23 protein-coding genes are annotated in these 24,165 nt (G+C 72.9%); 12 read left to right on the plus strand and 11 right to left on the minus strand.

The annotated features are described in order from the left end of the window. Nucleotides 1-56 precede the first annotated feature (56 nt). The 3 genes from ACLIN4_RS31205 to ACLIN4_RS31215 all read right to left on the minus strand — a co-directional run bounded on the left by ACLIN4_RS31205 (nt 57) and on the right by ACLIN4_RS31215 (nt 1,689). On the minus strand, nt 57-578 hold the full coding sequence (locus ACLIN4_RS31205) for a hypothetical protein (protein ID WP_107480447.1): 522 nt from the start codon (nt 576-578) through the stop codon (nt 57-59). Between the two features lie 198 nt (nt 579-776). After that, nucleotides 777-1,541: a DUF4239 domain-containing protein gene (locus ACLIN4_RS31210; protein ID WP_100049425.1), complete on the minus strand. Its 765-nt coding sequence runs from the start codon at nt 1,539-1,541 to the stop codon at nt 777-779. Between the two features lie 16 nt (nt 1,542-1,557). Beyond that, nucleotides 1,558-1,689, minus strand: coding sequence for a hypothetical protein (locus ACLIN4_RS31215; protein ID WP_019330432.1), 132 nt, complete (start codon nt 1,687-1,689; stop codon nt 1,558-1,560). Nucleotides 1,690-1,717: 28 nt separating this feature from the next. Between ACLIN4_RS31215 and ACLIN4_RS31220 the strand changes: the two genes are divergently transcribed. The 4 genes from ACLIN4_RS31220 to rmdA all read left to right on the plus strand — a co-directional run bounded on the left by ACLIN4_RS31220 (nt 1,718) and on the right by rmdA (nt 6,578). After that, nucleotides 1,718-2,062 carry a hypothetical protein gene (locus ACLIN4_RS31220; RefSeq protein ID WP_307651733.1) on the plus strand — a complete coding sequence of 115 codons (345 nt, stop codon included), beginning with the start codon at nt 1,718-1,720 and terminating at the stop codon, nt 2,060-2,062. Between the two features lie 383 nt (nt 2,063-2,445). Next, nucleotides 2,446-3,396: an SCO0930 family lipoprotein gene (locus tag ACLIN4_RS31225; protein ID WP_289909399.1), complete on the plus strand. Its 951-nt coding sequence runs from the start codon at nt 2,446-2,448 to the stop codon at nt 3,394-3,396. A 225-nt stretch (nt 3,397-3,621) separates the two neighbouring features. Beyond that, complete coding sequence (locus ACLIN4_RS31230; RefSeq protein ID WP_219181553.1) at nt 3,622-4,434, plus strand: SAM-dependent methyltransferase; 813 nt, start codon at nt 3,622-3,624, stop codon at nt 4,432-4,434. After that, on the plus strand, nt 4,431-6,578 hold the full coding sequence (gene rmdA / locus ACLIN4_RS31235) for a cyclic Di-GMP phosphodiesterase RmdA (RefSeq protein WP_107479929.1): 2,148 nt from the start codon (nt 4,431-4,433) through the stop codon (nt 6,576-6,578). Before ACLIN4_RS31230 ends, rmdA begins: the two co-directional genes overlap by 4 nt. Nucleotides 6,579-6,700: 122 nt before the next feature. On the opposite strand, the gene ACLIN4_RS31240 is transcribed toward rmdA, so the two are convergent. Beyond that, nucleotides 6,701-7,585, minus strand: a complete 885-nt coding sequence (locus tag ACLIN4_RS31240; RefSeq protein ID WP_381912980.1) for a LysR family transcriptional regulator — start codon at nt 7,583-7,585, stop codon at nt 6,701-6,703. 131 nt (nt 7,586-7,716) lie between these two features. On the opposite strand from ACLIN4_RS31240, the gene ACLIN4_RS31245 reads away from it, so the two are divergent. From ACLIN4_RS31245 to ACLIN4_RS31270, 6 genes are all read left to right on the plus strand, one after another. Then, nucleotides 7,717-8,388, plus strand: coding sequence for a succinate dehydrogenase (locus ACLIN4_RS31245; RefSeq protein WP_107479928.1), 672 nt, complete (start codon nt 7,717-7,719; stop codon nt 8,386-8,388). A 1-nt stretch (nt 8,389) separates the two neighbouring features. Further along, nucleotides 8,390-10,339, plus strand: a complete 1,950-nt coding sequence (locus ACLIN4_RS31250; RefSeq protein WP_107479927.1) for a fumarate reductase/succinate dehydrogenase flavoprotein subunit — start codon at nt 8,390-8,392, stop codon at nt 10,337-10,339. Then, nucleotides 10,336-11,085 carry a succinate dehydrogenase/fumarate reductase iron-sulfur subunit gene (locus ACLIN4_RS31255; protein WP_289909340.1) on the plus strand — a complete coding sequence of 250 codons (750 nt, stop codon included), beginning with the start codon at nt 10,336-10,338 and terminating at the stop codon, nt 11,083-11,085. The genes ACLIN4_RS31250 and ACLIN4_RS31255 overlap by 4 nt, the downstream gene beginning before the upstream one ends. A 215-nt stretch (nt 11,086-11,300) precedes the next feature. Next, complete coding sequence (locus ACLIN4_RS31260; protein WP_107479926.1) at nt 11,301-12,071, plus strand: GNAT family N-acetyltransferase; 771 nt, start codon at nt 11,301-11,303, stop codon at nt 12,069-12,071. After that, complete coding sequence (locus ACLIN4_RS31265) at nt 12,071-12,913, plus strand: lysophospholipid acyltransferase family protein (RefSeq protein ID WP_107479925.1); 843 nt, start codon at nt 12,071-12,073, stop codon at nt 12,911-12,913. The genes ACLIN4_RS31260 and ACLIN4_RS31265 overlap by 1 nt, the downstream gene beginning before the upstream one ends. Nucleotides 12,914-12,985: 72 nt before the next feature. Further along, nucleotides 12,986-13,879: a PRC and DUF2382 domain-containing protein gene (locus tag ACLIN4_RS31270; protein ID WP_307651732.1), complete on the plus strand. Its 894-nt coding sequence runs from the start codon at nt 12,986-12,988 to the stop codon at nt 13,877-13,879. Between the two features lie 45 nt (nt 13,880-13,924). Here the strand turns inward: ACLIN4_RS31270 and ACLIN4_RS31275 are convergent, their stop codons facing one another. Next, nucleotides 13,925-16,258 carry an ATP-binding cassette domain-containing protein gene (locus ACLIN4_RS31275; protein WP_411576461.1) on the minus strand — a complete coding sequence of 778 codons (2,334 nt, stop codon included), beginning with the start codon at nt 16,256-16,258 and terminating at the stop codon, nt 13,925-13,927. A gap of 67 nt (nt 16,259-16,325) precedes the next feature. Further along, nucleotides 16,326-17,345, minus strand: coding sequence for an LLM class flavin-dependent oxidoreductase (locus ACLIN4_RS31280; RefSeq protein ID WP_411576462.1), 1,020 nt, complete (start codon nt 17,343-17,345; stop codon nt 16,326-16,328). Between the two features lie 58 nt (nt 17,346-17,403). Here ACLIN4_RS31280 and ACLIN4_RS31285 point away from each other — a divergent pair, with 58 nt between their 5' ends. Beyond that, nucleotides 17,404-17,895 (plus strand): hypothetical protein, encoded by a 492-nt coding sequence (locus ACLIN4_RS31285; RefSeq protein ID WP_381912990.1) that lies wholly within the window; start codon nt 17,404-17,406, stop codon nt 17,893-17,895. Nucleotides 17,896-17,916: 21 nt separating this feature from the next. Here the strand turns inward: ACLIN4_RS31285 and ACLIN4_RS31290 are convergent, their stop codons facing one another. Beyond that, nucleotides 17,917-18,132 (minus strand): dodecin, encoded by a 216-nt coding sequence (locus ACLIN4_RS31290; protein WP_100047704.1) that lies wholly within the window; start codon nt 18,130-18,132, stop codon nt 17,917-17,919. A gap of 251 nt (nt 18,133-18,383) precedes the next feature. On the opposite strand from ACLIN4_RS31290, the gene ACLIN4_RS31295 reads away from it, so the two are divergent. Continuing rightward, the gene (locus tag ACLIN4_RS31295) at nt 18,384-19,643 is read left to right on the plus strand and encodes an extracellular solute-binding protein (RefSeq protein ID WP_107480006.1); all 1,260 of its coding nucleotides are present in this window, start codon (nt 18,384-18,386) and stop codon (nt 19,641-19,643) included. A 15-nt stretch (nt 19,644-19,658) separates the two neighbouring features. Here ACLIN4_RS31295 and egtD read toward each other — a convergent pair whose 3' ends face one another. Genes egtD through egtA form a run of 4 tightly spaced genes read right to left on the minus strand, consistent with a single transcriptional unit; the run spans nt 19,659 to nt 24,101 of the window. Then, nucleotides 19,659-20,621, minus strand: coding sequence for an L-histidine N(alpha)-methyltransferase (egtD, locus tag ACLIN4_RS31300; RefSeq protein WP_107480005.1), 963 nt, complete (start codon nt 20,619-20,621; stop codon nt 19,659-19,661). Beyond that, nucleotides 20,618-21,418 carry an ergothioneine biosynthesis protein EgtC gene (egtC, locus tag ACLIN4_RS31305; protein ID WP_107480004.1) on the minus strand — a complete coding sequence of 267 codons (801 nt, stop codon included), beginning with the start codon at nt 21,416-21,418 and terminating at the stop codon, nt 20,618-20,620. The genes egtD and egtC overlap by 4 nt, the downstream gene beginning before the upstream one ends. Next, complete coding sequence (egtB, locus tag ACLIN4_RS31310) at nt 21,418-22,803, minus strand: ergothioneine biosynthesis protein EgtB (protein ID WP_290011937.1); 1,386 nt, start codon at nt 22,801-22,803, stop codon at nt 21,418-21,420. The genes egtC and egtB overlap by 1 nt, the downstream gene beginning before the upstream one ends. Next, nucleotides 22,800-24,101: an ergothioneine biosynthesis glutamate--cysteine ligase EgtA gene (gene egtA / locus ACLIN4_RS31315; RefSeq protein ID WP_107480003.1), complete on the minus strand. Its 1,302-nt coding sequence runs from the start codon at nt 24,099-24,101 to the stop codon at nt 22,800-22,802. The genes egtB and egtA overlap by 4 nt, the downstream gene beginning before the upstream one ends. Between the last annotated feature and the right edge of the window lie 64 nt (nt 24,102-24,165).

Raw genomic sequence — 24,165 nt, forward strand, 5'->3', positions numbered from 1 at the left:
ACAGGAGTGCGCCCCGGGCCCTTCGCGGGTCCGGGGCGCACTCCTGTGGGGCACGTTCAGGCCGCGTCCTCGCCGGAGCGGCGGCGCGAGAGGTGGTACGCCGCGCCCACCGAGCCCGCGATCAGCAGGGCGCCGAGCCCGATCTCCTTCACGTCGAGCCCGGCGACGCTGCCGCCCTCGCCGGCGTGGACGCCCTTGTCGGGGTGGCGGGGGTGGTGCGTGGGGTGGCCGGAGTGGCCGCCCGCGATGGTCAGGTCCAGGGTCTCGGACCTGCCGTCGCAGGCGAACTTCACCTCGTAGACCGCCCCGCGCCTCGCGTCCCGGTCGACCCGCGCCGTCGCCGAGTACTCGTGCCGCGGGATGGTGACCGTGTCGAAGACCGGCGACGACACGGTGACGCGCCCCTTGCAGCCGCCCGCCGCGCGGCCCACCCCCAGCGTCACCTCGCCGCCCGGTGCCACGGTGGCCGGGGAGAGGGTGAAGCCGTACGTGCCGCCCGGGGCCGCCCCGGCCGGTACGCAGGCGGAGAGGGCGGCGACGCCCAGCAGTGCGACCGAGGCGGCGGGTATCGCGCGCATGGTGAATCCTCCGGGTCCCCGAGGAGCAGCGGGCGGACCTGTTCCGCTCGCGCCAGGAATGCACCTCGATGCCCGAAACGCTAGGAAGCCGGAGGGGCCGGCGCGATCGCAGTCGCGCGAATGGGGCAGACGTGTGGGCCGCTCAGGGGACACCGACGGCGTGTCGGGTGTCCCCAGGCGGTTCCCCGGTGCCGGGCCTCAGTCCTTCACTCCGGGGAAGAGGTTCAGGAACGGGTCGGTCGACGCCGCCACACCGCGGCTGAACGGCGCGTCGAAGTCCCAGATGAGGAAGAGCAGGAAGGCGATCAGCGCGGAGAACAGTCCGGCGAGGATCAGCTCGCGTGCCGTGCGCCGGATCTGCAGGGCGAAGACCATCCCGACCGTGACGACGCCCCCCGTGATGAGGCCGAACCACACCACGCCCGGCATCGTCGCGCCGGTCGACTCCGCCCGGGCGATGCGGGCCTGGTCCGCGGCGGTCACCTGGTCGACGAGCGGCTGGTACGCCTGGGCCTCGAAGTCCGACTTCGGCTCGTAGTCCGTGACGTCCGCGCGGACGCGGTCGAGGAGCTCGGTGCCGCGCTCGGTCACCTCGCCCCGGTCGTCCATCACCTTCCACTCGGTGGTGACGACGTGTCCGACATAGGCGTTGACATCCTCCCGGATGCGGTCACGGACGTCGGGCGGATAGACCCGGACGCGTTCCGAGATCTCGTGCAGCGCGACCGCCTCCGCCTGGACGTGGTCCTGGGCGGCGCTGCGCGCCTCCCAGACACCCGCGATGGCCAGGCCCAGGACGATGGCGTACACCACCCCGATCCACATCGTCATGTACTCGATGACGTCCGGGGTCTCGGTGATGTCCTCGTCGTCGGACGCCCTGCGGTGCCGCACGACGGTGATGATGACCACCACGACACCGGCGGCCACCATCGCGAGGGTGAGAACAAGCCATTCCGGCAAGACAGGCTCCAGGGAATCAGCGCGCACGGAGCGCGGCCACGGCGACCACCGCGGGCACCGTGATGAGCAGGACGAAGACGAGCGGCGAGGTGGCCCCGCGGGAGGACCGCTGCTGCGGCCGGGCGGCGCGGTAGCGCGGGTAGTGCACCGGGCTCAGTGACGGCCGGGGCGTGGGCGTGACCGACGGGGTGGGCGCGGGCGGCGCCGGCCGCTCCGGTACGGGGACGGGGACCGGCGGAGGGGGCGGTGCGGGCGTCGGCGTGGGCCGCTGCGGTGCCGGTCGAGGGGGCGGCGCGGGAGGCGGCGGCTCGGGTCTCGGGGCGGGCGGCGCCGGTGGCTCCGGTTCGGGCTCCGGGGCGGGCGGTGGCGGGGGAGTGGGCTTCGGCGGTGGTGGCGCGGGTGTCGGCGGCGGGGCGGGCGGAGGCGTCGGTGAGGGCTCGGGGCACGCCGGGAAGGTGGGCCAGGTGCCGCTCCCGGCGATCGCCACGGCGTCGACGCCGCCCGGCCCCGTCGAGGCGTAGGCGCAGGCGTCCGCCTGCGCCGGGCCGACCGGTGTGCCGACGAGCGTGAACGTCAGCGTCACCAGGGCCAACACGCGTCCGGCACAGGCGGATCGGGTCGGTTCGGGTCCATGCACGAGCAGATCATGAGGCTTGCGCGAGCCGGAACAGTCCCGATTACCGGACGATTGACCCGAAGGGGGTAAGCGGGACGGCCGGGGGTTTGACCAGCGGAGCTCGGTCCGCGCGCCCGGGTCGTACCCGTGTACGGCGCCGGCGGGCCGGGCCGGCCCGGGAAAGAAAACCGCGCCCGATTGAACACAACCGGCGCCGGCGTGCGTACCCAGTGTCGTGCGGCGGCGCGGCGCCGCCCCCAACACCTTCGTGACGATCGGGGATTGACGATGAAGACCTCCTGGCGGAGCGCCTCACTCGTGGCGAGCGCTGCGGCGGTGCTGGCGCTGACGACGGCGTGCGGCCAGGACGGCGGCGGTGCCACCGGCAGCCAGAACGTGGGCGCCACGGCGGCGCCCGGAGACGTCGGCGACATCGGCGCAGGGGCCGGCGAGGGGCTGGGCACCGGCACCGGAGCGGGCGCGCAGGCGTCGGCGAACGCGCCGGAGCCCGCGGGCAAGCTGTCCGTCTCCACCGACGCCGAGATCGGCGAGCTGGTGACCGACGGAGCCGGACGCACCCTCTACCGTTTCGACGAGGACACCGCCAAGCCGCCCAAGACGACGTGCGAGGGCGACTGCGCCACCGCCTGGCCGCCCGTGCCCGCCGACGACGCGCTGGCCGGCGAGGGCATCGACAAGGCGCTGCTCGGCGAGGTCGCCCGGCCCGACGGCACCAAGCAGCTGACCATCGGCGGCTGGCCCGCCTACCGCTACGCCAAGGACGCGGCAGCCGGCGATGTCAAGGGCCAGGGCGTGGGCGGCAAGTGGTACGCGCTCGCCGCCGACGGCAAGAAGGCCGAGGCGGACGACCTGCCCGGACTGTCCACCCGCGACGATCCGAAGCTCGGCGAGATCGTCGTCGACGAGAACGGCATGACCGTCTACCGCTTCATGAAGGACGAGGCGTGGCCGGAGCCGGTGTCGGCGTGCACCGGCGAGTGCCTGGAGAAGTGGCCGGTCGTGGCGCCCGTGGAACCCAACGACACCGAGGGCGTCGTGAAGAAGGACCTGATGACCTTCACCCGGCCCGACGGGGCCGAGCAGCAGACGGTCGACTGCTGGCCCATCTACACCTTCGCCGGTGACAAGAAGCCCGGCGACACCAACGGTCAGGGCGTCGGCGGCACCTGGTACGCCGTCTCGCCCGACGGAAAGCCGGTCGGCGCGCCGAAGAAGTAGCGGCCTCCCGCCCGCCGCCCTCCGGCGCGCGACCGAGGGCCGTCCCCTCCGCACCCAGGCGGAGGGGACGGCCCCGTTCGCGTGCTTCCGCGTGCCTTGGCGCGTGGCACGTGCCCCAGGCAGTGACCGGGAACGGACGGTCAATTTCCGGTTGGGCTCGCCCGTTTGGCGGACGATCAGTAGCCTCAGCTCGAACACCGGATCGCCTATGCCTTGGAGAGCTAGATGGAGCGTCCCGCCTGGGCCCCTCGCAGCATCGACATCTCGGTGCCCAGCGTGTCCCGGATCTACGACTTCTACCTGGGCGGTTCGCACAACTTCGAGGTCGACCGGGAAGCGGCCCGCAAGGCCATGGAGTTCATGCCGGGTCTCCCCAAGATCATGCAGGCGAACCGGGCGTTCATGCGCCGCGCCGTGCGCTTCGCCGCCGCCGAGGGCATCGACCAGTTCCTGGACATCGGCTCCGGCATCCCCACCTTCGGCAACGTCCACGAGGTGGCCGCGGGCAGCCGCCCCGGCTCCCGCGTCGTCTACGTCGACCACGATCCGGTGGCGGTCGCGCACAGCCAGGCGGTGCTGGCGGGCAACGACGACGCGGACGTGGTGGCCGCCGATCTCCTGAAGCCGCGGGAGATCCTCTCCAGTCCCCAGGTGGAGCGGCTGATCGACCTGAATCGGCCGGTGGCGCTGCTGTTGGTTGCCATACTGCACTTCGTGGAAGACGCGGACGACCCGTACGGGGCGGTGGCCGAGCTGAGCGACGCGCTCGCACCCGGCAGCCTGCTCGTCCTCACGCACGCCTCGTACGAGGGGATCCCCCTGCCCGCCGAGCGGGCCGGGGGCGCGGTGGACGTGTACAAGGACATCCGCAATCCGCTGATCATGCGCTCGCGCGACGAGATCGCGCGGTTCTTCGAGGGGTACGACATGGTGGAACCCGGGCTGGTGCCGATGCCGCGCTGGCGGCCGGAGGGGGCGCCGGAGGACGAGGACCCGTACGCGTTCTCCGGGTTCGCCGGCGTGGGGCGTACGGCGTGACGGCACAGCCGGGCGGGCCGGAGGACAGACTGCGACGGTTCGCGACGATCTGGAGCCGGGCGGTCTTCCCGGTGACCTCGACGTCGTCGACCCGGCCCGAGTTCGAGGAGCAGCTGCTGCCGCTGGCCCGCAGGCTGTGCGGAGTGCTGCGGGCCCGGAGCTTCGACGCCGACGAGGCCAAAGCGGTCGGCGCCGCGCTCGTCGACGCCCACTGCACCGACCCCGAGGCGCTCGCCCGGACCCTGGACTGCGTGGACGCCTACCTGGTGCTCTACTGCGGCGAGGACGGCGACCCCGAGGACCTGCGGGCCCGTTCGGCCAGGCTCCAGCACGCCATGGCGGCCGGGTTCGCCGGGGCGCTGCGCGCCCGGACCCTGGCCGAACAGGAGGCCATCGCCCAGGCCGCGCTGAAGGCGCAGGGCGTGGTGGCCGAGGCCCTGCACGCCAGCGAGGCCCGCTTCCGCGCGGTCTTCGAGGGGGCCGCCATAGGCATCGGCATCGCCGACCTGGAAGGCAACGTCCTCCAGGTCAACGATGCGCTGATGCGCATGTTCGGCATCACCGACCGGACGATGCGCGGCCGAAAGGTCCGGGAGTGGTCGCACCCCGACGACGCGCCCCAGACCTGGCGGCTCTACGACGAGCTGGTGCGCGGCGAGCGCGAGCACTACCACGTGGAGAAGGCCTTCTACCGGCCCGACGGCACCGTGCTGTGGACCAACCTCACCGTCTCCCTCCTGCGCGACGCCGACGGCGCCCCGCAGTACCAGCTCGCGCTGATGGAGGACACCACCGAGCGCCGGCTGCTCAACCTGCGGCTGCGCTACGAGGCCACGCACGACGCGCTGACCGGCCTGCCCAACCGCAGCTTCTTCTTCGAACGCCTGGAGAAGGCCCTGAACGCGGGTCCCGGACAGCGCTTCGGCCTGTGCTACCTCGACCTCGACGGCTTCAAGGCCGTCAACGACAGCCTCGGCCACGCGGCCGGCGACCGCCTCCTCGTGGAAGTGGCGGACCGGCTCCAGGCCTGTGCCACCGCGCCCGGCGAGATGGTCGCCCGGCTAGGCGGCGACGAGTTCGTGGCGCTGACCACCGGCCCCGACACCCGGCACGAGGTCGACGAACTCGCCGGGCGCATCATGAACGCGCTGCTCGCCCCGGTCAGCGTCGACGGCCGCGAACTGACCGTGCGCGGCAGCATCGGCGTCGTCGAGGGTCCGGCGGGCGAGCGCAGCCCCGCGGAGGTGCTGCGCAGCGCCGACATCACCATGTACCGGGCCAAGTCGGCGGGCGGCAACCGCTTCGAGCTGGCCGACCCGGAGGCCGACGCCCGGGTCATCACCCGCCACGGTCTGACGACCGCACTGCCCGCGGCCCTGGAACGCGGTGAGTTCTTCATCGAGTACCAGCCGCTGGTCCACCTCGGCGACGGCAGCGTGCGCGGCGCCGAGGCACTGGTGCGCTGGCTGCACCCGCAGCACGGCGTGCTCGGCCCGGACCGCTTCATCCCCCTCGCCGAGCACACGGGGCTGATCGTGCCGCTCGGCCGCTGGGTCCTGGAACAGTCCGTGCGGCAGGCCCGCGACTGGCGGGAGCGCAACGGCGGTACGACCACGGCCGGGCCGCTGCGCATCAACGTCAACCTCTCGCCCTGCCAGCTCACCCACCCCGGCCTGGTCCAGGACACCGTCGACATCCTGGAGCGGACGGGCATCGCCCCCGACGCGCTGTGCCTGGAGGTGACGGAGTCGGCCCTCATCGGCGCCGACGACGACCTCCTGAAGCCGCTGCGCCGGCTGGCCGAGCTGGGCGTGGACATCGCCCTCGACGACTTCGGCACCGGCTACTCCAACCTCGCCAACCTGCGCCGGCTCCCGGTGAGCGTCCTCAAGCTGGACCGCTCCTTCACCCAGAGCATGCAGCAGTTCCCGGCCGACCCCGTCGACCTCAAGATCGTCGAAGGCATCGTCGCCCTGGCCCACAGCCTCGACCTCACGGTCACCGTGGAGGGCGTGGAGACCGGCGCCCAGGCCGAGCAACTGCGCATACTCGGCTGCGACACCGCCCAGGGCTGGTACTACGCCCGCCCGGGGCCACCGGAGCGGCTGCACGACTTGACGCTGGTGGACGCAGCGGGCCTCTAGGGGCGCGGGGCTGTTTCGATGAGCGGCTCCGCCGCGTAGGCGCGGCCGGCCACGGCGAATCCGCACCCCCGGACGGCGCTGATCTGCAACGGCGTCACCGGGGCTGTGCGCCGAAGGCGCCGCTACCGCTCCAACAGCATCCGCTGCAACTCCCGAGCCGCCCGGGGCGGAGCCACATCGCTGCGGTGCGCCAGCGCGATGGTCCGGTGCAGCCCGGGACGGGCCAACGGAGTGACCCGCAGCCCGCGTCCGGAGCGCGCCGCCACCATCCGCGGCACCACCGCCATCCCCAGCCCCGCCCGCACGAACCCGAGCACCGCGTCCATCTCCCCGCCCTCCACGGCGAAGTCCGGCTCGAAGCCCTCCGCGCGGCAGGCCGCCACCGTCAGCTCCCGCAGGTCGTAGCCGTGCCGGAACATCACCAGACGCTCGCCCTCCAGGTCGGCGATGCGTACGGCGCGCCGCCCGTCGCCCGGCCGGGGCGCCTCCGGGGACGACACCACCACCAGGTCCTCCCGCAGCAGCTCCACCGTCGTCAGGGCAGGTGACGCGGTGGGCAGCGGAAGCACCACCAGCGCCAGGTCCAGCGCGCCCCGCGCCAGCTCCCGCACCAGATCGTGCGAGCCGCCCTCCTCGATCATGAGCCGGATGCCGGGGTACCGGTCGTGGAAGGCGCGCAGCACGTCCGGCAGCAGCCCGGTGCACAGGCTCGGCGTGGCTCCCAGCCGTACCCGCCCGCGCCGCAGCTGGACCAGCTCCAGCACCTCGTGCCGGGCGGTGTCCGCGTCGGCGAGGATGCGCCGGGCCAGCGGGAGCAGGGCCTCCCCGGCATCGGTGAGGGTGATGTTGCCGCGTGCGCGCTGGAACAGATCCGCGCCCAGCTCCCGCTCCAGCACCTTGATCTGCTGGGACAACGACGGCTGGGCCACGTGCACCGTCTCGGCGGCCCGGGTGAAGTGCCGGGTCTCGGCGACCGCGACGAAGTACTGGAGCTGCTGCAACTGCATGCGACCACCTTACGTCTGCGATAGCCACAGCCTATGGAAACGAGGCGGACCATGTCTTGGACCGATGGCACCTCGCCCCCGTAGCGTCTTGTGACATGGCTCTGGCAACGCGGACGGACCGACGGCCGTCCATGGCGCGCACCGTGTGGGACTCGACCGTCGGCAAGAAGACAGTGATGGCGGTCAGCGGTCTCGTCATGCTGCTCTACCTGGTCGCCCACATGATCGGGAACCTGAAGATCTTCTTCGGGACCAGCGAGTTCAACGGGTACGCCCACTGGCTGCGCACGGTCGGCGAGCCGTTCATGCACTACGAGTGGACGCTGTGGCTGGTCCGCGTGGTGCTGGTCGTCGCCGTCGTCGCCCACGCCGTGTCCGCGTACCAGCTCAGCCGCCGCGACATCAAGGCGCGGCCCAGCAAGTACGTGCACAAGAAGAAGCGGGCCAGTTACGCGACCCGCACCATGCGCTGGGGCGGGATCATCCTCGGCCTCTTCATCGTCTGGCACATCCTGGACCTGACCACCGGCACCGTGCACTCCGGCGGCTTCGAGACGGGCAAGCCCTACCAGAACGTCGTGGACACCTTCTCCACCTGGTACGGCAACGTCATCTACATCGTCGCCGTGCTCGCCGTCGGCATGCACGTCCGGCACGGCTTCTGGTCCGCCGCCCAGACCCTCGGCGCCGGCAGCCGCACCCGCGACCGCGCCCTGAAGACCGTCGCGAACGTCCTCGCGCTGCTGCTCACGGTGGGCTTCGTCGCCGTACCCGTGGGCGTCATGACCGGAGTGGTGAGCTGACATGACAACCTATGCCGACTACACGACCGGAGAGCCGGTCGCCGACACCAAGGCCCCCGCCGGGCCGGTCAACGAGCGCTGGGACACGCGCCGTTTCGAGGCGAAGCTGGTCAACCCCGCCAACCGGCGCAAGCAGACCGTCATCGTCGTCGGTACCGGCCTCGCGGGCGGCTCCGCGGGCGCGACCCTCGCCGAACAGGGCTACCGCGTCGTCCAGTTCTGCTACCAGGACTCCCCGCGCCGGGCCCACTCCATCGCCGCGCAGGGCGGCATCAACGCCGCGAAGAACTACCGCAACGACGGCGACTCGATCCACCGGCTGTTCTACGACACGGTCAAGGGCGGCGACTTCCGCTCCCGCGAGTCCAACGTGCACCGCCTCGCGCAGATCTCGGTCGAGATCATCGACCAGTGCGTGGCGCAGGGCGTGCCGTTCGCCCGGGAGTACGGCGGCCTGCTCGACACCCGCTCCTTCGGCGGCGTCCAGGTCTCCCGCACGTTCTACGCCCGGGGCCAGACGGGGCAGCAGCTGCTGCTCGGCGCCTACCAGGCGCTCAGCAGGCAGATCGCGGCCGGCAACATCGAGATGCACCCGCGCACCGAGATGCTCGACCTGATCGTCGTCGACGGGCGGGCGCGCGGCATCGTCGCCCGGGACCTGATCACCGGGAAGATCGACACGTACTTCGCGGACGCGGTCGTCCTGGCGAGCGGTGGTTACGGCAACGTCTTCTACCTGTCGACCAACGCCATGAACTCCAACGCGACCGCCGTGTGGCGGGCGCACCGGCGCGGCGCGTACTTCGCCAACCCCTGCTTCACGCAGATCCACCCCACCTGCATCCCGCGCACCGGCGACCACCAGTCCAAGCTGACGCTGATGAGCGAGTCGCTGCGCAACGACGGCCGGATCTGGGTGCCGAAGGCCAAGGGCGACGACCGGCCGCCGAACAAGATCCCCGAGGACGAGCGCGACTACTACCTGGAGCGCATCTACCCGTCCTTCGGCAACCTCGTCCCCCGCGACATCGCCTCCCGCGCCGCCAAGAACGTCTGCGACGAGGGCAGGGGAGTGGGACCGGGCGGCCAGGGCGTGTACCTGGACTTCGCCGACGCGATCAAGCGCATGGGCCGGGCGGCGGTCGAGGCCAAGTACGGCAACCTCTTCGACATGTACCAGCGGATCACCGACGAGGACCCGTACAAGGTACCGATGCGGATCTACCCCGCCGTGCACTACACGATGGGCGGTCTGTGGGTCGACTACGACCTCCAGACCACGATCCCGGGCCTGTTCGCCATCGGCGAGGCCAACTTCTCCGACCACGGTGCCAACCGGCTGGGCGCCTCCGCGCTGATGCAGGGCCTGGCCGACGGCTACTTCGTCCTGCCGGCCACCATCAACGACTACCTCGCCCGCAACCCCCACAAGGACGAGGTCGACGACGGCCACCCGGTGGTGCAGGAGGTGCTGGCCGAGACCGAGGACCGGCTCAACCTGCTCCTGTCCGTGGACGGCGACCGCACCCCGGACTCCTTCCACCGCGAACTCGGCGAGCTGATGTGGGAGTTCTGCGGCATGGCGCGCACCGACTCCGGACTGCGCAAGGCGCTGGAGCGCATCCCGCAGATCCGCGAGGAGTTCTGGCGGCGCATCAAGGTCCCGGGCACCGGCGAGGAGTTCAACCAGTCGCTGGAGAAGGCCAACCGCATCGTCGACTACCTGGAGCTCGCCGAGCTGATGTGCCTCGACGCGCTGCACCGCGCCGAGTCCTGCGGCGGCCACTTCCGCGAGGAGTCCCAGACCCCCGACGGCGAGGCGGCCCGCAAGGACGACGAGTTCGGCTACGCGGCGGCCTGGGAGTTCACCGGCACCGGCGAGGCCCCCACCCTGCACAAGGAAGACCTGGTCTTCGAGTACGTCCACCCCACCCAGCGGAGCTACGCATGAAGCTCACCCTGCGCGTCTGGCGGCAGAAGAACGCCGACGCCGAAGGCGCCATGTCCACGTACGAGGTGGACGGCATCTCGCCCGACATGTCCTTCCTGGAGATGCTCGACACCCTCAACGAGGAACTCATCCTCGAGGGTGAGGAGCCGGTCGCCTTCGACCACGACTGCCGCGAGGGCATCTGCGGCGCCTGCTCCCTGGTCATCAACGGCGACGCCCACGGACCCGAGCGCACCACCACCTGCCAGCTGCACATGCGGTCCTTCAAGGACGGCGACACCATCGACGTCGAGCCGTGGCGGGCCGCCGCCTTCCCGGTCGTGAAGGACCTGGTCGTCGACCGGTCGGCCTTCGACCGGATCATCCAGGCCGGCGGCTACATCACCGCGCCGACCGGTGCCGCCCCCGAGGCCCACGCCACACCGGTGCCCAAGCCGGACGCCGACTTCGCATTCGAGCACGCCGAGTGCATCGGCTGCGGCGCGTGTGTCGCCGCCTGCCCGAACGGCGCGGCGATGCTCTTCACGTCCGCGAAGGTCAACCACCTGAACGTGCTGCCGCAGGGCGCGCCCGAGCGGGAGACGCGGGTGCTGGACATGGTGGCGCAGATGGACGACGAGGGCTTCGGCGGCTGCACGCTGACCGGCGAGTGCGCGACCGCTTGCCCGAAGGGCATTCCACTGATGTCCATCACCGGCATGAACAAGGAATGGCTGCGTGCCACCCGGAAGGCGGCGAAGCGCTAGCACGACCGAGTACGACCGAACGTTCGCCGGAGGTGCGGACGGGCGGGGCCGGGAGAGGTGCTCCTCCCGGCCCCGTCTCGCTTGCGCGCCCGGCATTCAGCAAGCGCACACCCGCTCTCCCGGCACTGGTCACGCGCAGTACAGCCGGCATCGGAAGAACTGTGGCGGACCCGCCCCGCGGCCCACGGCCCCGCCCCGCGACCAGGAGAGCACCCATGACCGGCGTACTGACCGCTGACCGCCCCCCGAAGCCCGCAGCGCCCCACCGCTACACCGTCGCCCTCGCCCGGGACGAGGAGGACGTGCGGGCCGCGCAGCGGCTGCGGCACGACGTCTTCGCCGGGGAGATGGGCGCCCTGCTGTCGAGCCCGCAGCCCGGACACGACATCGATCCCTTCGACGCGTACTGCGACCACCTGCTGGTGCGCGAGGAGACGACCGGGCAGGTCGTCGGCACCTACCGGCTGCTGCCGCCCGAGCGTGCCGCCATCGCCGGACGGCTCTACGCGGAGTCCGAGTTCGACCTCACGGCGCTGGACGCCATCCGGCCCGGCCTGGTCGAGGTCGGCCGCTCCTGCGTGCACCCCGACCACCGCGACGGTGCCGTCGTCGGGCTCATCTGGGCCGGCATAGCCCGCTACATGACCGAACGCGGTCACGAGTGGCTGGCCGGCTGCTGCTCCGTCCCGCTCGCCGACGGCGGCGCCCTCGCCGCCGGCACCTGGGACCGGGTCCGGGCCAAGCACCTGGCGCCCGAGGAGTACCGGGTGCGGCCGCTGCTCCCCTGGGTCCCGCGCGCCTCGGCGCCCGTCGGCCGCAGCGAACTGCCGGCCCTGCTGCGCGGCTACCTCCGCCTCGGCGCCTGGGTCTGCGGCGAGCCCGCCCACGACGTGGACTTCGGCGTCGCCGACCTGTACGTGCTGCTGCCGATGAACCGGGTCGACCCGCGCTACCTGCGGCACTTCCTCTCGCTCGCCCCGGCCTGATGAGCGCCTGGCTGCCCAGCGCGCCCTGCACACCGGGGACGTGCGTGGAGCCGTCCACGGCCGCGAGGGCCCTGCCGCGCGCCGTCCTGCGGCTCACGGCGGTCGCCGTGCTGCTCCTCGCCGGCGTCGCGGTCGTCCTCACGCCGCTGCGCACCCGCGTCCCGGCCGTCCTGGTGCGGTTCTGGTGCCGCTGGATCGTGCGGGCCGCCGGTGTCCGGGTCCGTTTCACGGGTGCCGCCCCGCCCGAGGGCGGACTGCTCCTCGTCGCCAACCACGTCTCCTGGCTCGACGTCCCGCTGCTCGCCGCCGTGCGCCCCGCCCGGATGCTGGCCAAGAGCGAGGTCGGGTGCTGGCCGGTGGCGGGACCGCTGGCCGCGCGCTCGGGCGTGCTGTTCATCGAACGGGACCGGCTGCGGGCGCTGCCCGACACGGTCGCCGTGATCGCGCGGGCACTGCGCGCGGGCGCCGCGGTAGCCGTCTTCCCCGAAGGCAGCACTTGGTGCGGACGCGCCCGGGGCCGCTTCCGCCGGGCCGTCTTCCAGGCCGCGCTGGACGCCGGGGTGCCGGTCCAGCCGGTCCGCATCCGCTACCTGAGCGGGGAACGGGCGGTGGGCACGGCCGCCGCGTTCGTGGGCGAGGACACCCTGCTCGCCTCCCTGTGGCGGGTCGCGTCGGCCCGGGGGCTGACCGCCGAGGTGGAGGTGCGCCCCGCGATCCCGCCGGGCCGGCACCACGACCGCCGCTCCCTCGCCCGGGCCGCGGAGCCGCCGGGCCGGGTGGCGTCGGCGGTCCGGCACGGCCACTCCGGGAAAGCACATTCGAAAAGTATGCGCACTTTGTGACGTATGTTCCGTTTTCATACGGCTGATGCGGACATCCGGGAGGCAGGCACTCCGGAAGGAGGGTGATGCCAGATGATCACCCGTGAAGAGATCGCCAACGTCTTGGACCATCCGGTCTACGACGGGGACGGCAACAAGATCGGCGACGCCAAGCACGTCTTCTTCGACGACATGACGGGGCGCCCCGAATGGGTGAGCGTCAAGACGGGGATGTTCGGCTCCAACGAGTCCTTCATCCCCATCCGTGACGCCGCGGTGGTGCAGGACCACCTCGAGGTCCCCTACCGCAAGGACCAGGTCAAGGACGCACCCAATGTCGACGTCGACGCGGGCGGCCATCTGTCCGAGTCGGAGGAGCACCGGCTCTACGACTACTACGGCATCAACTGGGACAGCGTGCTCTCGGAGGCCGAGCGCACCGACGACGGCCGCTTCGCCGCCGGCCCGGGACCGGCGGGCACCGCCCAGGCGGCGGGAGCCGCGGGTGCGGCCGGCACGGCCGGCACCGCCGGCACGGCGGGCGGCACGGCCGGCCGTCGGGAGGGCGCGGACCGCACCGGCATGCGCGGCGACGAGGCCATGACCCGCTCCGAGGAGCAGATGCACGTCGGCGTCGAGCGGCGTGAGTCCGGCCGGGCCAGGCTGCGCAAGTACGTGGTCACGGAGGAGGTCCAGCAGACCGTTCCGGTGAGCCACGAGGAAGTCCGGGTGGAGCGCGAGCCGATCACGGACGCCAACCGTGGTGACGCCCTGGCCGGCCCGGAGATCAGTGAGGCCGAGCACGAGGTCACGCTGCACGAGGAACGCCCCGTCGTGGAGACGGAGACGGTTCCGGTGGAGCGCGTCCGGATGACCACCGAGGAGCACACCGAGGACGAGGTCGTGCGCGGTCAGGTGCGCAAGGAGCGGATCGAGGCCGAGACCGAGCGATTCACCGACGACGAGACGCGGCGGGGCCGCGAGTAGTCGTACCGGCCCCTCACCGCCCGGCGGGGCGCCGGTGGACCGCCTTCACCGGCGCCCCCCGCCGTGCAGCGCCTCGGCCAGGTACGGCGCCGTGGCGCTGCCCGCCGCCCGCGCCACGTCGGCCGGCGCTCCCGCGGCGACGATCCGGCCGCCCGAGTCGCCGCCGCCCGGCCCCAGGTCGATCACGTGGTCGGCGCCCGCCACCACGGTCATGTCGTGCTCGACGACGACCACGGTGTGCCCGGCGTCCACCAGCCCGTGCAACTGGCGCATCAGCACCTCGACGTCGGCCGGGTGCAGCCCGGTCGTCGGCTCGTCGAGCAGGTACAGCGTGTGGCCGCGCCGCCCCCGCTGGAGTTCGCTCGCCAGCTTGATGCGCTGCGCCTCCCCGCCGGACAGTTCGGTGGCCGGCTGGCCGAGCCGCAGATAGCCGAGCCCCACGTCGAGCAGCGCGGCCAGGCTGCGGGCCACCGCCGGAGTGTCCGCGAAGAAGTCCGCCGCGCCCTCCACCGTCAGGTCCAGCACCTCGGCGATGTTCCGTCCCCGGTACGTCACTTCGAGCGTCCCCGGGTTGTAGCGCGCGCCGCCGCAGTCCGGGCACGGCGCGTACGTGCTCGGCAGGAACAGCAGCTCCACGCTGACGAAACCCTCGCCCTGGCAGGTCTCGCAGCGCCCTCCGGACACGTTGAAGGAAAAGCGGCCCACGCCGTAACCCCGCTCCCGCGCCTGGTCGGTGGCCGCGAAGACCTTGCGCACCACGTCGAACAGGCCGGTGTACGTGGCCAGGTTGGAGCGCGGGGTGCGTCCGATCGGCCGCTGGTCGACGGAGACCAGCCGGCCCACTCCCGGCAGGTCCTCGGTGATCCCGCCGATGAGCGTCGACTTCCCGGAGCCGGACACGCCCGTCACCGCGGTGAGCGCGCCCAGCGGGAACCGGGCGGTCACCTCGCGCAGGTTGTGCCGGGTGACCGGACCGACCGTCACTGAGCCCCGCGGCGTGCGCGGCGCACGGGCGGGTGCGGGGGAGCGGTCGAAGAGATGACGGGCCGTCGCGGACCGGCCGACCCCGGCCAGCCCGTCGACCGGACCGCTGTACAGCACCCGCCCGCCGTGCTCGCCCGCCCGCGGACCGACGTCCACGATCCAGTCCGCGCCGCGCATCACGCCGAGGTGGTGCTCCACCACGAACACCGAGTTGCCCGCCGCCTTCAGCCGCCCCAGCACCGTCAGCAGCGCCTCGGTGTCCGCCGGGTGCAGCCCCGCCGACGGCTCGTCCAGGACGTAGACGACACCGAACAGGCCGGAGCGCAGCTGCGTCGCCAGCCGCAGCCGTTGCAGCTCGCCCGCCGACAGCGTGGGCGTCGCGCGGTCCAGGCTCAGATAACCGAGGCCCAGCTCGACGACCGGCGCGATGCGGGAGGTGAGCACCCGGGCCGTCTCGCCGTCCGTCGGCAGCGCCTCGGCGAGTTCGGTGAGCGGCAGTGCGGCCAGCTCGGCGATGGTGCGCCCGCCGACGGTCACCGCCAGCGCCTCGGGCCGCAGCCGGCCGCCGCCGCAGACCGGGCAGGGCGCACTGGTGAGGAACCGTTCCGCCTTTGCCCGCAGCGTGGCGCTCTTCGTGTCCGAGAAGGTCTTCATCACATACCGCCGGGCGCTCGTGTACGTGCCCTGGTACGGCCGCTGGATGCGACCCGCGTCCCGCACCGGATGCACCGTGAGCACCGGCTGTTCGTCCGTGAACAGGATCCACTCCCGCTGCTCGGCCGGCAGCTCGCGCCACGGCCGGTCCACGTCGTACCCGAGCGCGTCGAGGACGTCCCGCAGGTTCTTGCCCTGCCAGGCGCCCGGCCACGCGGCGATCGCGCCGTCCCGGATCGACAGCGACGGGTCCGGGACCAGCAGTTCCTCGGTGGTGCGGTGCACCCGCCCGAGGCCGTGGCACTCCGGGCACGCCCCGGCCGCCGTGTTCGGCGAGAAGGCGTCGGAGTCGAGCCGGGGCGCGCCCGGCGGGTAGTCACCCACGCGGGAGAACAGCATCCGCAGGGAGTTGGAGAGGTTGGTGACCGTGCCGACCGAGGAGCGGGAGGACGGGGCCGTACGGCGCTGCTGCAACGACACGGCGGGCGGGAGCCCCGTGATCTCGCCGACCTTCGGGGCGCCGACCTGATGGATCAGCCGGCGCGCGTACGGCGCGACCGACTCGAAGTAGCGCCGCTGCGCCTCCGCGTACACCGTCCCGAACGCGAGCGACGACTTGCCCGAACCCGAGACGCCGGTGAACACGGCGACCACGTCCCGTGGGATGTCCACGTCCACACCCTTGAGGTTGTGCTCACGGGCGTCGCGCACCCGGACGTACGGGTCGTGGGGGCTGTGCATCGCGGGGAACTCCGTACCGTCTGCGGCCCCGGGCGGGGCCCGGGGAGGGGGGACAAACCCCGCGATTCTACGCCGGTACGGCCACCGGCTCCGCGCCGGTGACGCGGGCGAGCCGCCGGTAGGAGTCCAGCAGGGCCTCGCGGTCGTACGTGCTCGTGGTCACCAGCACCTCCTGCGCGCCCGTGTCCTCGACGAGCGACTCCAGCTCTTCGGCGACCTGATCCTCGGTGCCGGCGAGATGACCGGCGAGACCGGACTCGTACAGGTCGCGTTCCTTGGCCGTCATCGTCCGGGCCCGGGCCTCCTCGGCCGGGGGCAGGGGCGGGAAGGAGCCGCGGGTTCGGGCCTGCGCCATGGACCAGGCCTCAGGGACCAGGAGCCGCCGGGCCGCCTCGGGACTGTCGGCCACGGCGATCGTGCCGGACACGACGACGTACGGCTCCCGGCTCCACTCGGAGGGGCGGAACGCGGCGCGGTAGCGGTCGATGCCGCGCAGCATGCGGTCGCGGTCGCGCAGGTCCCCGATGACCATCGGCAGCCCCGCCCGGGCCGCGACGGCCGCGCCCTCGCCCATCGCCAGCACGAACGGCGGCACGGTCAGCCCCTCCGCCGGGCGGGCGTGCACACCGGTCGGGGAGGTGCCCCGGAACCAGCCGAGCAGCTCGGCCAGTTGGGCGTCGAAGTCGTCGGCGTCGTCCTTGCCCCGGCCCAGTGCCCTGCGCACGCCGTCGGTGAAGCCCACCGAGCGGCCCAACCCCATGTCGATCCGTCCGGGGAACAGCGACTCCAGCACACCGAACTGCTCGGCGACGACCAGCGGCCGGTGGTTGGGCAGCATCACGCCGCCGGTGCCTACCCGGATGGCGCGCGTGGCGCCGGCGACCGCGGCGGCCAGCACGGTCGGCGCCGAGCCCGCCACCCCGGGCACCCCGTGGTGCTCCGCCACCCAGAACCGGTGGTAGCCCAGCCGCTCCGCCTCCCGCGCCAGCTCCACGGTGTCGCGCAGCGCCTCGGCGGCGGTGTGTCCCTCGCGGATGCGGGAACGGTCGAGTACGGAGAAGCGGGTGGACGCGATCACTGAGCTCACACCCGGTTCAACGCCTGGGCGGCGCCAGGATTCCCGCGGCGCGTTCTAGGGTGGGCGGGTGACCCGCAGCGAGAAGCCCTCGGTGGCCGTGTTCGACCTGGACAACACCCTCGCCGACACCGCGCACCGGCAGCGGTACCTGGAGCGCCGGCCCCGTGACTGGGACGCCTTCTTCGCCGCCGCGCCGCACGACCCGCCGCTCGCCGAGGGCATCGCGCTGGTGCGGGAGAGCGCCGAGGAGTGCGAGATCGTCTATCTGACCGGGCGGCCCGAACGCTGCCGGCGCGATACGCTCGACTGGCTGGCCGCGCACGGCCTGCCGGACGGGCCCGTGCACATGCGGGGCAACGCCGACCGGCGGCCCGCCCGGCGCACCAAGCTGGAGATCCTCCGGCGGCTCGCCCGGACCCGCGAGGTCAGGGTCCTGGTGGACGACGACGAACTGGTCTGCGACGACGCCGAACGGGCCGGGTTCGCCGTGGTGCGGGCCCGCTGGGCGGCCCGGTCGGCCGAGCTGCGGGTGGCGCAGGAGCGGGAGGGCCGCACCTGACCGCCCGGGGCCTCGCCGGTGTCAGTCCGTCTCCTCCAGGCGGAAGCCGAGCTTCAGGCCGACCTGCCAGTGCGCGATCTCGCCCTCCTCGATCTGGCCGCGCACCTGGGTCACCTCGAACCAGTCCAGATTGCGCAGGGTCTGCGAGGCACGGGTGATGCCGTTGCGGATGGCCTGGTCGACGCCGTCGGGCGAGGTGCCGACGATCTCGGTGACCCGGTAGGTGTGGTTCGACATGCGGGTGCTCCCTTCCGCGGGCGGCGGTGTGCCGTGTCATTCCACCGTGCCCCAAGCCGCGACGTGGCGCGAGGCGTCGAGAACCGGCGGAGCAACCGACCGTCACCCCTTGACCTCGGCATTGGTCCATACCAAAATTCCAGACACCCGTTCGAGCCTCGGGCTCGTCCCCCCACGTCGGGTCTCCCCTCGCGTGCGCCGGACATCCCCGTCCGCGTGCGCCCCCTGTCCGTCAGACAGAAGGACCCTCCGTGAGTCGTCGTCTCCTCGCCCTCGTCTGTGTGTCCGCCTCCCTCGCCAGTGGCTGCGGCCTGATGTCCGAGGACGGCGCGGGCGAGCGGCGCACCGTCACCGTCTGGCTGATGAAGGACAGCGCCTCCCAGGACTTCCTGAAGCGGTTCACCGAGGGATTCGAGCGGGAACACCCCGACCTCGACCTCGACATCCGGATCCAGGAGTGGACCGGGATCGGCGACAAGGTGCAGACGGCCCTGAAGGCCGACGGCACCGACGGGCCCGACGTCATCGAGGTGGGCAACACGCAGGTCCCGCAGTACGCCGAGGGCGGCCGGCTCCAGGATCTGACGCTGGAGTCGATGCGGGACTGGGGCATGGAGGACTGGCTGCCGGGCCTCGCCGAACCGGGGCAGTGGATGTCCCAGCAGTACGGCATCCCCTGGTACGCCGCCAACCGCGTGGTCATCTACCGCACGGACCTCTTCGAGCAGGCCGGGATCACCGAGCCGCCCCGCACCCGCGAGGAGTGGCTCACCGCCACCGAGAAGCTCGACTCGGGCGGTGACCAGGGCATCTACCTGGCCGGACAGGACTGGTACACGCTCTCCGGCTTCATCTGGGACGAGGGCGGCGAACTGGCCGAGGAGGAAGGCGGCACCTGGAAGGGCGCCCTGGACTCCGAGGCCGCCCTGCGCGGGATGGACTTCTACCGCGAGCTGCAGGCCCTGGGCGACGGACCGGTCGACGCCGACGAGGAACACCCGCCGCAGTCCGGGGTGTTCGCGAAGGAGCGCGTCGCACAGATCGTCGCGGTGCCGGGACTCGCCCGGTCCATCGTCCGCGAGAACCCCGAACTCGAGGGCAGACTGGGCTTCTTCCCGGTGCCCGGCAAGACCGCCGACAAGCCCGGCGCCGTCTTCACCGGCGGCTCCGACCTCGTCGTACCGAAGAACACCGACGAGCACGACGGCGCCCTCGCCGTCGTCGAGGCGCTGGTCGGCAGCAAGTGGAACACCGACCTGGCCCGCACCATGAACTACGTCCCGAACAAGAAGTCCCTCGCCGACGCCGTCGCGGGCGAGGAGGGGGTCGCCGCCATGGCGGCCGGTGCCGCACAGGGCCGGGCGACCCCCGGTACGCCCCGGTGGGGCGCGGTGGAGGCGGACAACCCGATCAAGGAGTACATGACGAAGGTGCTCACCGGGGGCGACGCGGAGTCGGAGGCCCGAAAGGCCTCCGACCGCATCACCGGGCTGCTGGACCTGGACGCCTGACCCGCGCCCCGCGGGTCAGCGCACCACGCTCAGCGACAGCGCGAACCGGTCCCCGCCGTCCGTCCACCAGTGGGTCAGCTCCAGCCCGGCCCCCGCCAGTTCGGCGCGCACGCCGTCCCGCCGGAACTTCGCGGACACCTCGGTGCGCAGCTCCTCCCCGGCCGCGAAGTCCACGACCAGGTCGAGCGCCTGGATCTTGACCGTCTGCGCGGTGCGCGAGCGCAGCCGCATCTCGATCCACTCCCGTTCCGCGTTCCACAGCGCCACGTGCTCGAAGGCGGCGGGCGCGAAGTCGGCCACCAGCTCCCGGTTGATCACGGACAGCACGTTCTTGTTGAACGCGGCCGTGACCCCGGCCGCGTCGTCGTACGCCCGGACCAGCACCTGTTCGTCCTTGACCAGGTCCGTGCCCAGCAGCAGGGCGTCGCCGGGGGAGAGCAGGGCACGGACGGCGGCCAGGAACGCGGCCCGCTCGTCGGGCAGCAGGTTGCCGATCGTGCCGCCGAGGAACGCCACCAGCCTGGGGCCCGGCGTGTCGGGCAGCACCAGCCCCGCGGTGAAGTCGGCGATCAGGGCGTGCACCTGGAGGTCCGGCCGCTCGGCGACGAGCGCCCGGCCGGCCTGGGTGAGGGCGCTCTCGCTGACGTCGACCGGCACGTAGCCGCGCAGTCCGGTCAGCGCGTCGAGCAGGAACCGCGTCTTCTCCGAGGAACCCGAGCCCAGCTCCACCAGGGTGCGGGCGCCGGTCGCCGCGGCGATCTCGCCGGCCCGGTCGACGAGGATCTCCCGCTCGGCCCGGGTCGGGTAGTACTCGTCCAGCGCGGTGATCTCCTCGAACAGCTCGCTGCCGCGCGCGTCGTAGAACCACTTCGGCGGCAGCCACTTCGGCGTGCTCGTCAGCCCGGCCAGGACGTCGTCGCGCAGGGCGGCGTCCGCGGCGTCCTCGGGCAGCGTGCGGGTGAGGCGGAACGGGCTCACGTGCGGGGCTCCTTCGGGGAGGCGAAAGCGTCTGCGAGGGCGTCGCCGCCCGGGTCCTTCAGCGGGGTGAGCAGCACGTCGGTGCCGCTCGCCGCGAGCAGGGTGCGGTCGGGGACCTCCCGCCAGTGCGGGTCGTCGTCGTACGGCTCCGAGGCGACGACCGTGCCGCCGCCGGGCCGCGTCAGGTACCACAGGGTGTCGCCCCAGGTGGTGGCCGTGACGCCGGCGCCGTCGGTCAGCAGCAGGTTGAGGCGGGAGGCGGGGGCCGCCGCGGCGACCTCCGTCACCGTCTCGGCGAGCGCCCTGCCCGGGTCGTCCCCGGCCCGCAGCCGGGCCAGCACCAGCGCCCACACCAGCGCCGAGTCGTTGCGGGCCTCCAGCGCCAGCAGGTCCTCGGGCGGCAGCGTCCCGGCCACCCGGGCCAGCGACCCCGGCCAGCCCGCCACCGCACCGTTGTGACTGAACAGCCAGGCCCCCGAGGCGAACGGGGCGGCGGCGGCCTCCGCGTCGGCACCCGAGAGCGTGGCGTCCCGCACGGCGGCCAGCAGCGAGCCGGTCCGCACCACCCGGGCCAGGTCGGCGAAGGACTGGTCCGCCCAGATCGGCCCGGCCCGCCGGTAACGCGCCGGCACGGGGTCGCCCCCGGCGTACCAGCCGACGCCGAACCCGTCGGCGTTGACCGTGCCGTACCGCTGGTGCCGGGGCGCCCAGGACTGGCGGTACAGACCGTGCGGCGGCGCCACCACGAGTCGGCCGATCGGTTCCTGCGGTCCCACGTAAGCCAGGTGACGGCACATCAGGAGCCCTCCGCCGAACGGGCGGTGCGGAACCCGGAGAAGATCTGCCGCCTGATCGGATAGTCCCAGTTGCGGAACGTGCCCCGGCAGGCCACCGCGTCCACGGCGAAGGAACCGCCGCGCAGCACCTTGTAGTCGGGCCCGAAGAACACCTCCGAGTACTCCTTGTACGGGAACGCCCTGAAGCCCGGGTACGGGGCGAAGTCGCTCGACGTCCACTCCCAGACGTCCCCGATCAACTGCCGTACCCCGAGCGGCGACTCACCGGCCGGGTAGCTGCCGGCGGGTGCCGGGCGCAGGTGGCGCTGGCCGAGGTTGGCGTGCTCCGGGCCAGGGTCCGCGTCGCCCCACGGGTAGCGCATGACGCGGTCGCCCGCCGGGTCGTGCCGGGCGGCCTTCTCCCACTCCGCCTCGGTCGGCAGCCGCCGCCCGGCCCAGCGGGCGTACGCGTCGGCCTCGTACCAGCACACGTGCACCACCGGCTCGTCGGCCGGCACCACCTCCGTGACCCCGAAGCGCCGCCGCAGCCACTGTCCGCCGTCCCGGCGCCAGAACAGCGGGGCGGTGATGGAGTGCCGCCGGATGTGGTCCCAGCCCTGCGGTGCCCACCAGCGCGGTTCGTCGTAGCCGCCGTCGTCGATGAACGCCTGGTACGCGCCGTTGGTCACCGGCGTGGTGTCGAGGTGGAAGGGCGCCACCTCGCGCCGGTGCGCGGGGCGTTCGTTGTCCAGGGCCCACGGCTCGGTCGACGTGCCCATCACGAACGGGCCGCCGGGCACCAGGACCTCGGTGGGACCGGTGAACAGCGGCACCGGGTCCGGGTCCGGCGCGGTCAGGGCCGGGGGGCCCTTGCGGAGCTGGTGGGTGATGAGCATGGTCTCGTCGTGCTGCTGCTCGTGCTGGGCGATCATCCCGAAGGCGAAGCCCGCCTCCGTCAGCCGCGTCCCGTGGAACGCGGTGCTCTCCAGCACGTCCAGCGCCCGGCCGCGCACGTCGGCCGCGTACCGGCGGGCCTCGTCGGGCGGGAGCAGCGGCAGCTTGGGCCGCTCGGCGCGCGGATGCTCGAAGGCGTCGTACAGGCTGTCTATCTCGGGGCGTATCGCCTCGTGCCCGGCGACGGCGCGCAGCAGCCACTGCTCCTCCTGGTTGCCGATGTGCGCCAGGTCCCACACCAGCGGGGACATCAGCGGCGACACCTGGGCGGTCAGGTCGGGGCCCTCGACGCAACTGGTCAGCAGGGTGGTGCGGTCGCGGGCGGTGACCAGCGTGGCCAGGGCCCGCTCGCGCAGGGCCTCGGCGTCGGCGGGCGGCCCGGCGGCGGTCCCGGCGGCGGTGTCGGTGTCGGCGGTGGTGACGGTGGCGTTGTCCATGGCGGGTTCGGTCATGGGCGGGTCTCCCTCCCGTGCGGGCCACGGCTCGCGAAGTCCGGCGCGTCCAGCAGGTCGTCGGCGGGGCAGCGGCCCCGCAGGACGTAGCGCTCCAGGTACCCGGCGACGGCATCCGTGATCCCGGTGGTGGCGCCGAGCCGGGGCAGGGCGGCGAGCGCCGCGGTGAAGCAGGTGACGGCGGCCTCGCGCAGCTCCGGATCGGTGAGCGCGTACCGGGCCGCGTCCCGGTAGAGCGGATTGTGCGGGGCGGGCAGCCCGAGCGAGCGCTCGGCGAGGGGCTTCACCGCCCGGTAGGCCGTCTCGGTGGCCTCCTGGTCGTCGAACAGCGCCGCCGTGACGGCGAGCGGCACGATCCAGCCGTCGTCTCCCGGCTGCGCGTCGATCATGCGCAGTTCCAGATGGCCACGCGGTCTGACCGGCGGGAACAGCGTCGTGAGGTGGTAGTCCAGATCCTCCCGCGTGGGCGCTCTCGGCGTCCGCTCGCGGGTCCACTCCCGGAAGGTCATGCCCTCCGGCACGTCCCAGGGACCGCCGTCCCGGCGTACGCACATCACCGGGGCGTCCAGGACGTGCCGGGTCCAGGCACCGCGGGGATCGGAGTCCAGCGGGGGGCCGCCGGCCCGGCCGGTGCCGATCTGCGTCCAGCGCAGCTGACGGGTGGACCGCCAGCCGGTGGGCCGGTCGCGGGCCAGCGGGGAGTTCGCGAACGCGGCCAGCAGGACCGCGCCCAGATGATGGGCCAGCCACCACCGGCGCACGTGCCCGAGGGGGCCGGGCTCCTCGTGCCCGGCGTCCAGGCACACCTGCACGGAGGCGGAGGTGCACATCATGAAGCGCCCGGCGGGGCCGGTGCGGTCGAGGCACGCCTCCATGGCGTCGTAGCGCGGCTGCCGCAGGAAGCGGCGGGGCGTGTGCCAGGGGTCGTGGCCGAGGCCGACGAGGGCGAGGCCGTCCTCGCGCAGGACCGCGCGGACGGCGTCGAGGTCGCCGGAGACGGTGCCGACGCACTCCGTCAGGGAGGCGGCGGGCAGCGAGCTCAGCTCCAGTTGGCCGCCGGGTTCGACGGTCAGCGCGGACCTGAGGGGCACGGTCCGCAGGGCGGCGTAGACCGCTTCGAGCCGTTCGGGCGCCACGGGGAGCCGTGGCGCGTGCATCTCGTGGACGAGCCATTCCACTTCGACGCCGAGGCGCCGGGGCGGGCCGGTCTTGAAGCAGATGCCGTGGACCAGCGCCTCGACCTCTGCTTCGGTGACAGTGGTGCGTGGCCGGACACAGCCACTTACCGCATCGGACATGTCGGGATCCTCCTGAGATTCCACCATGTCGCCGACCCGTTCACAGCGGGCCGGGTCGGCACAC

The sequence above is a fragment of the Streptomyces mutabilis genome (assembly GCF_046628145.1).
GTDB classification, from domain to species: domain Bacteria; phylum Actinomycetota; class Actinomycetes; order Streptomycetales; family Streptomycetaceae; genus Streptomyces; species Streptomyces mutabilis.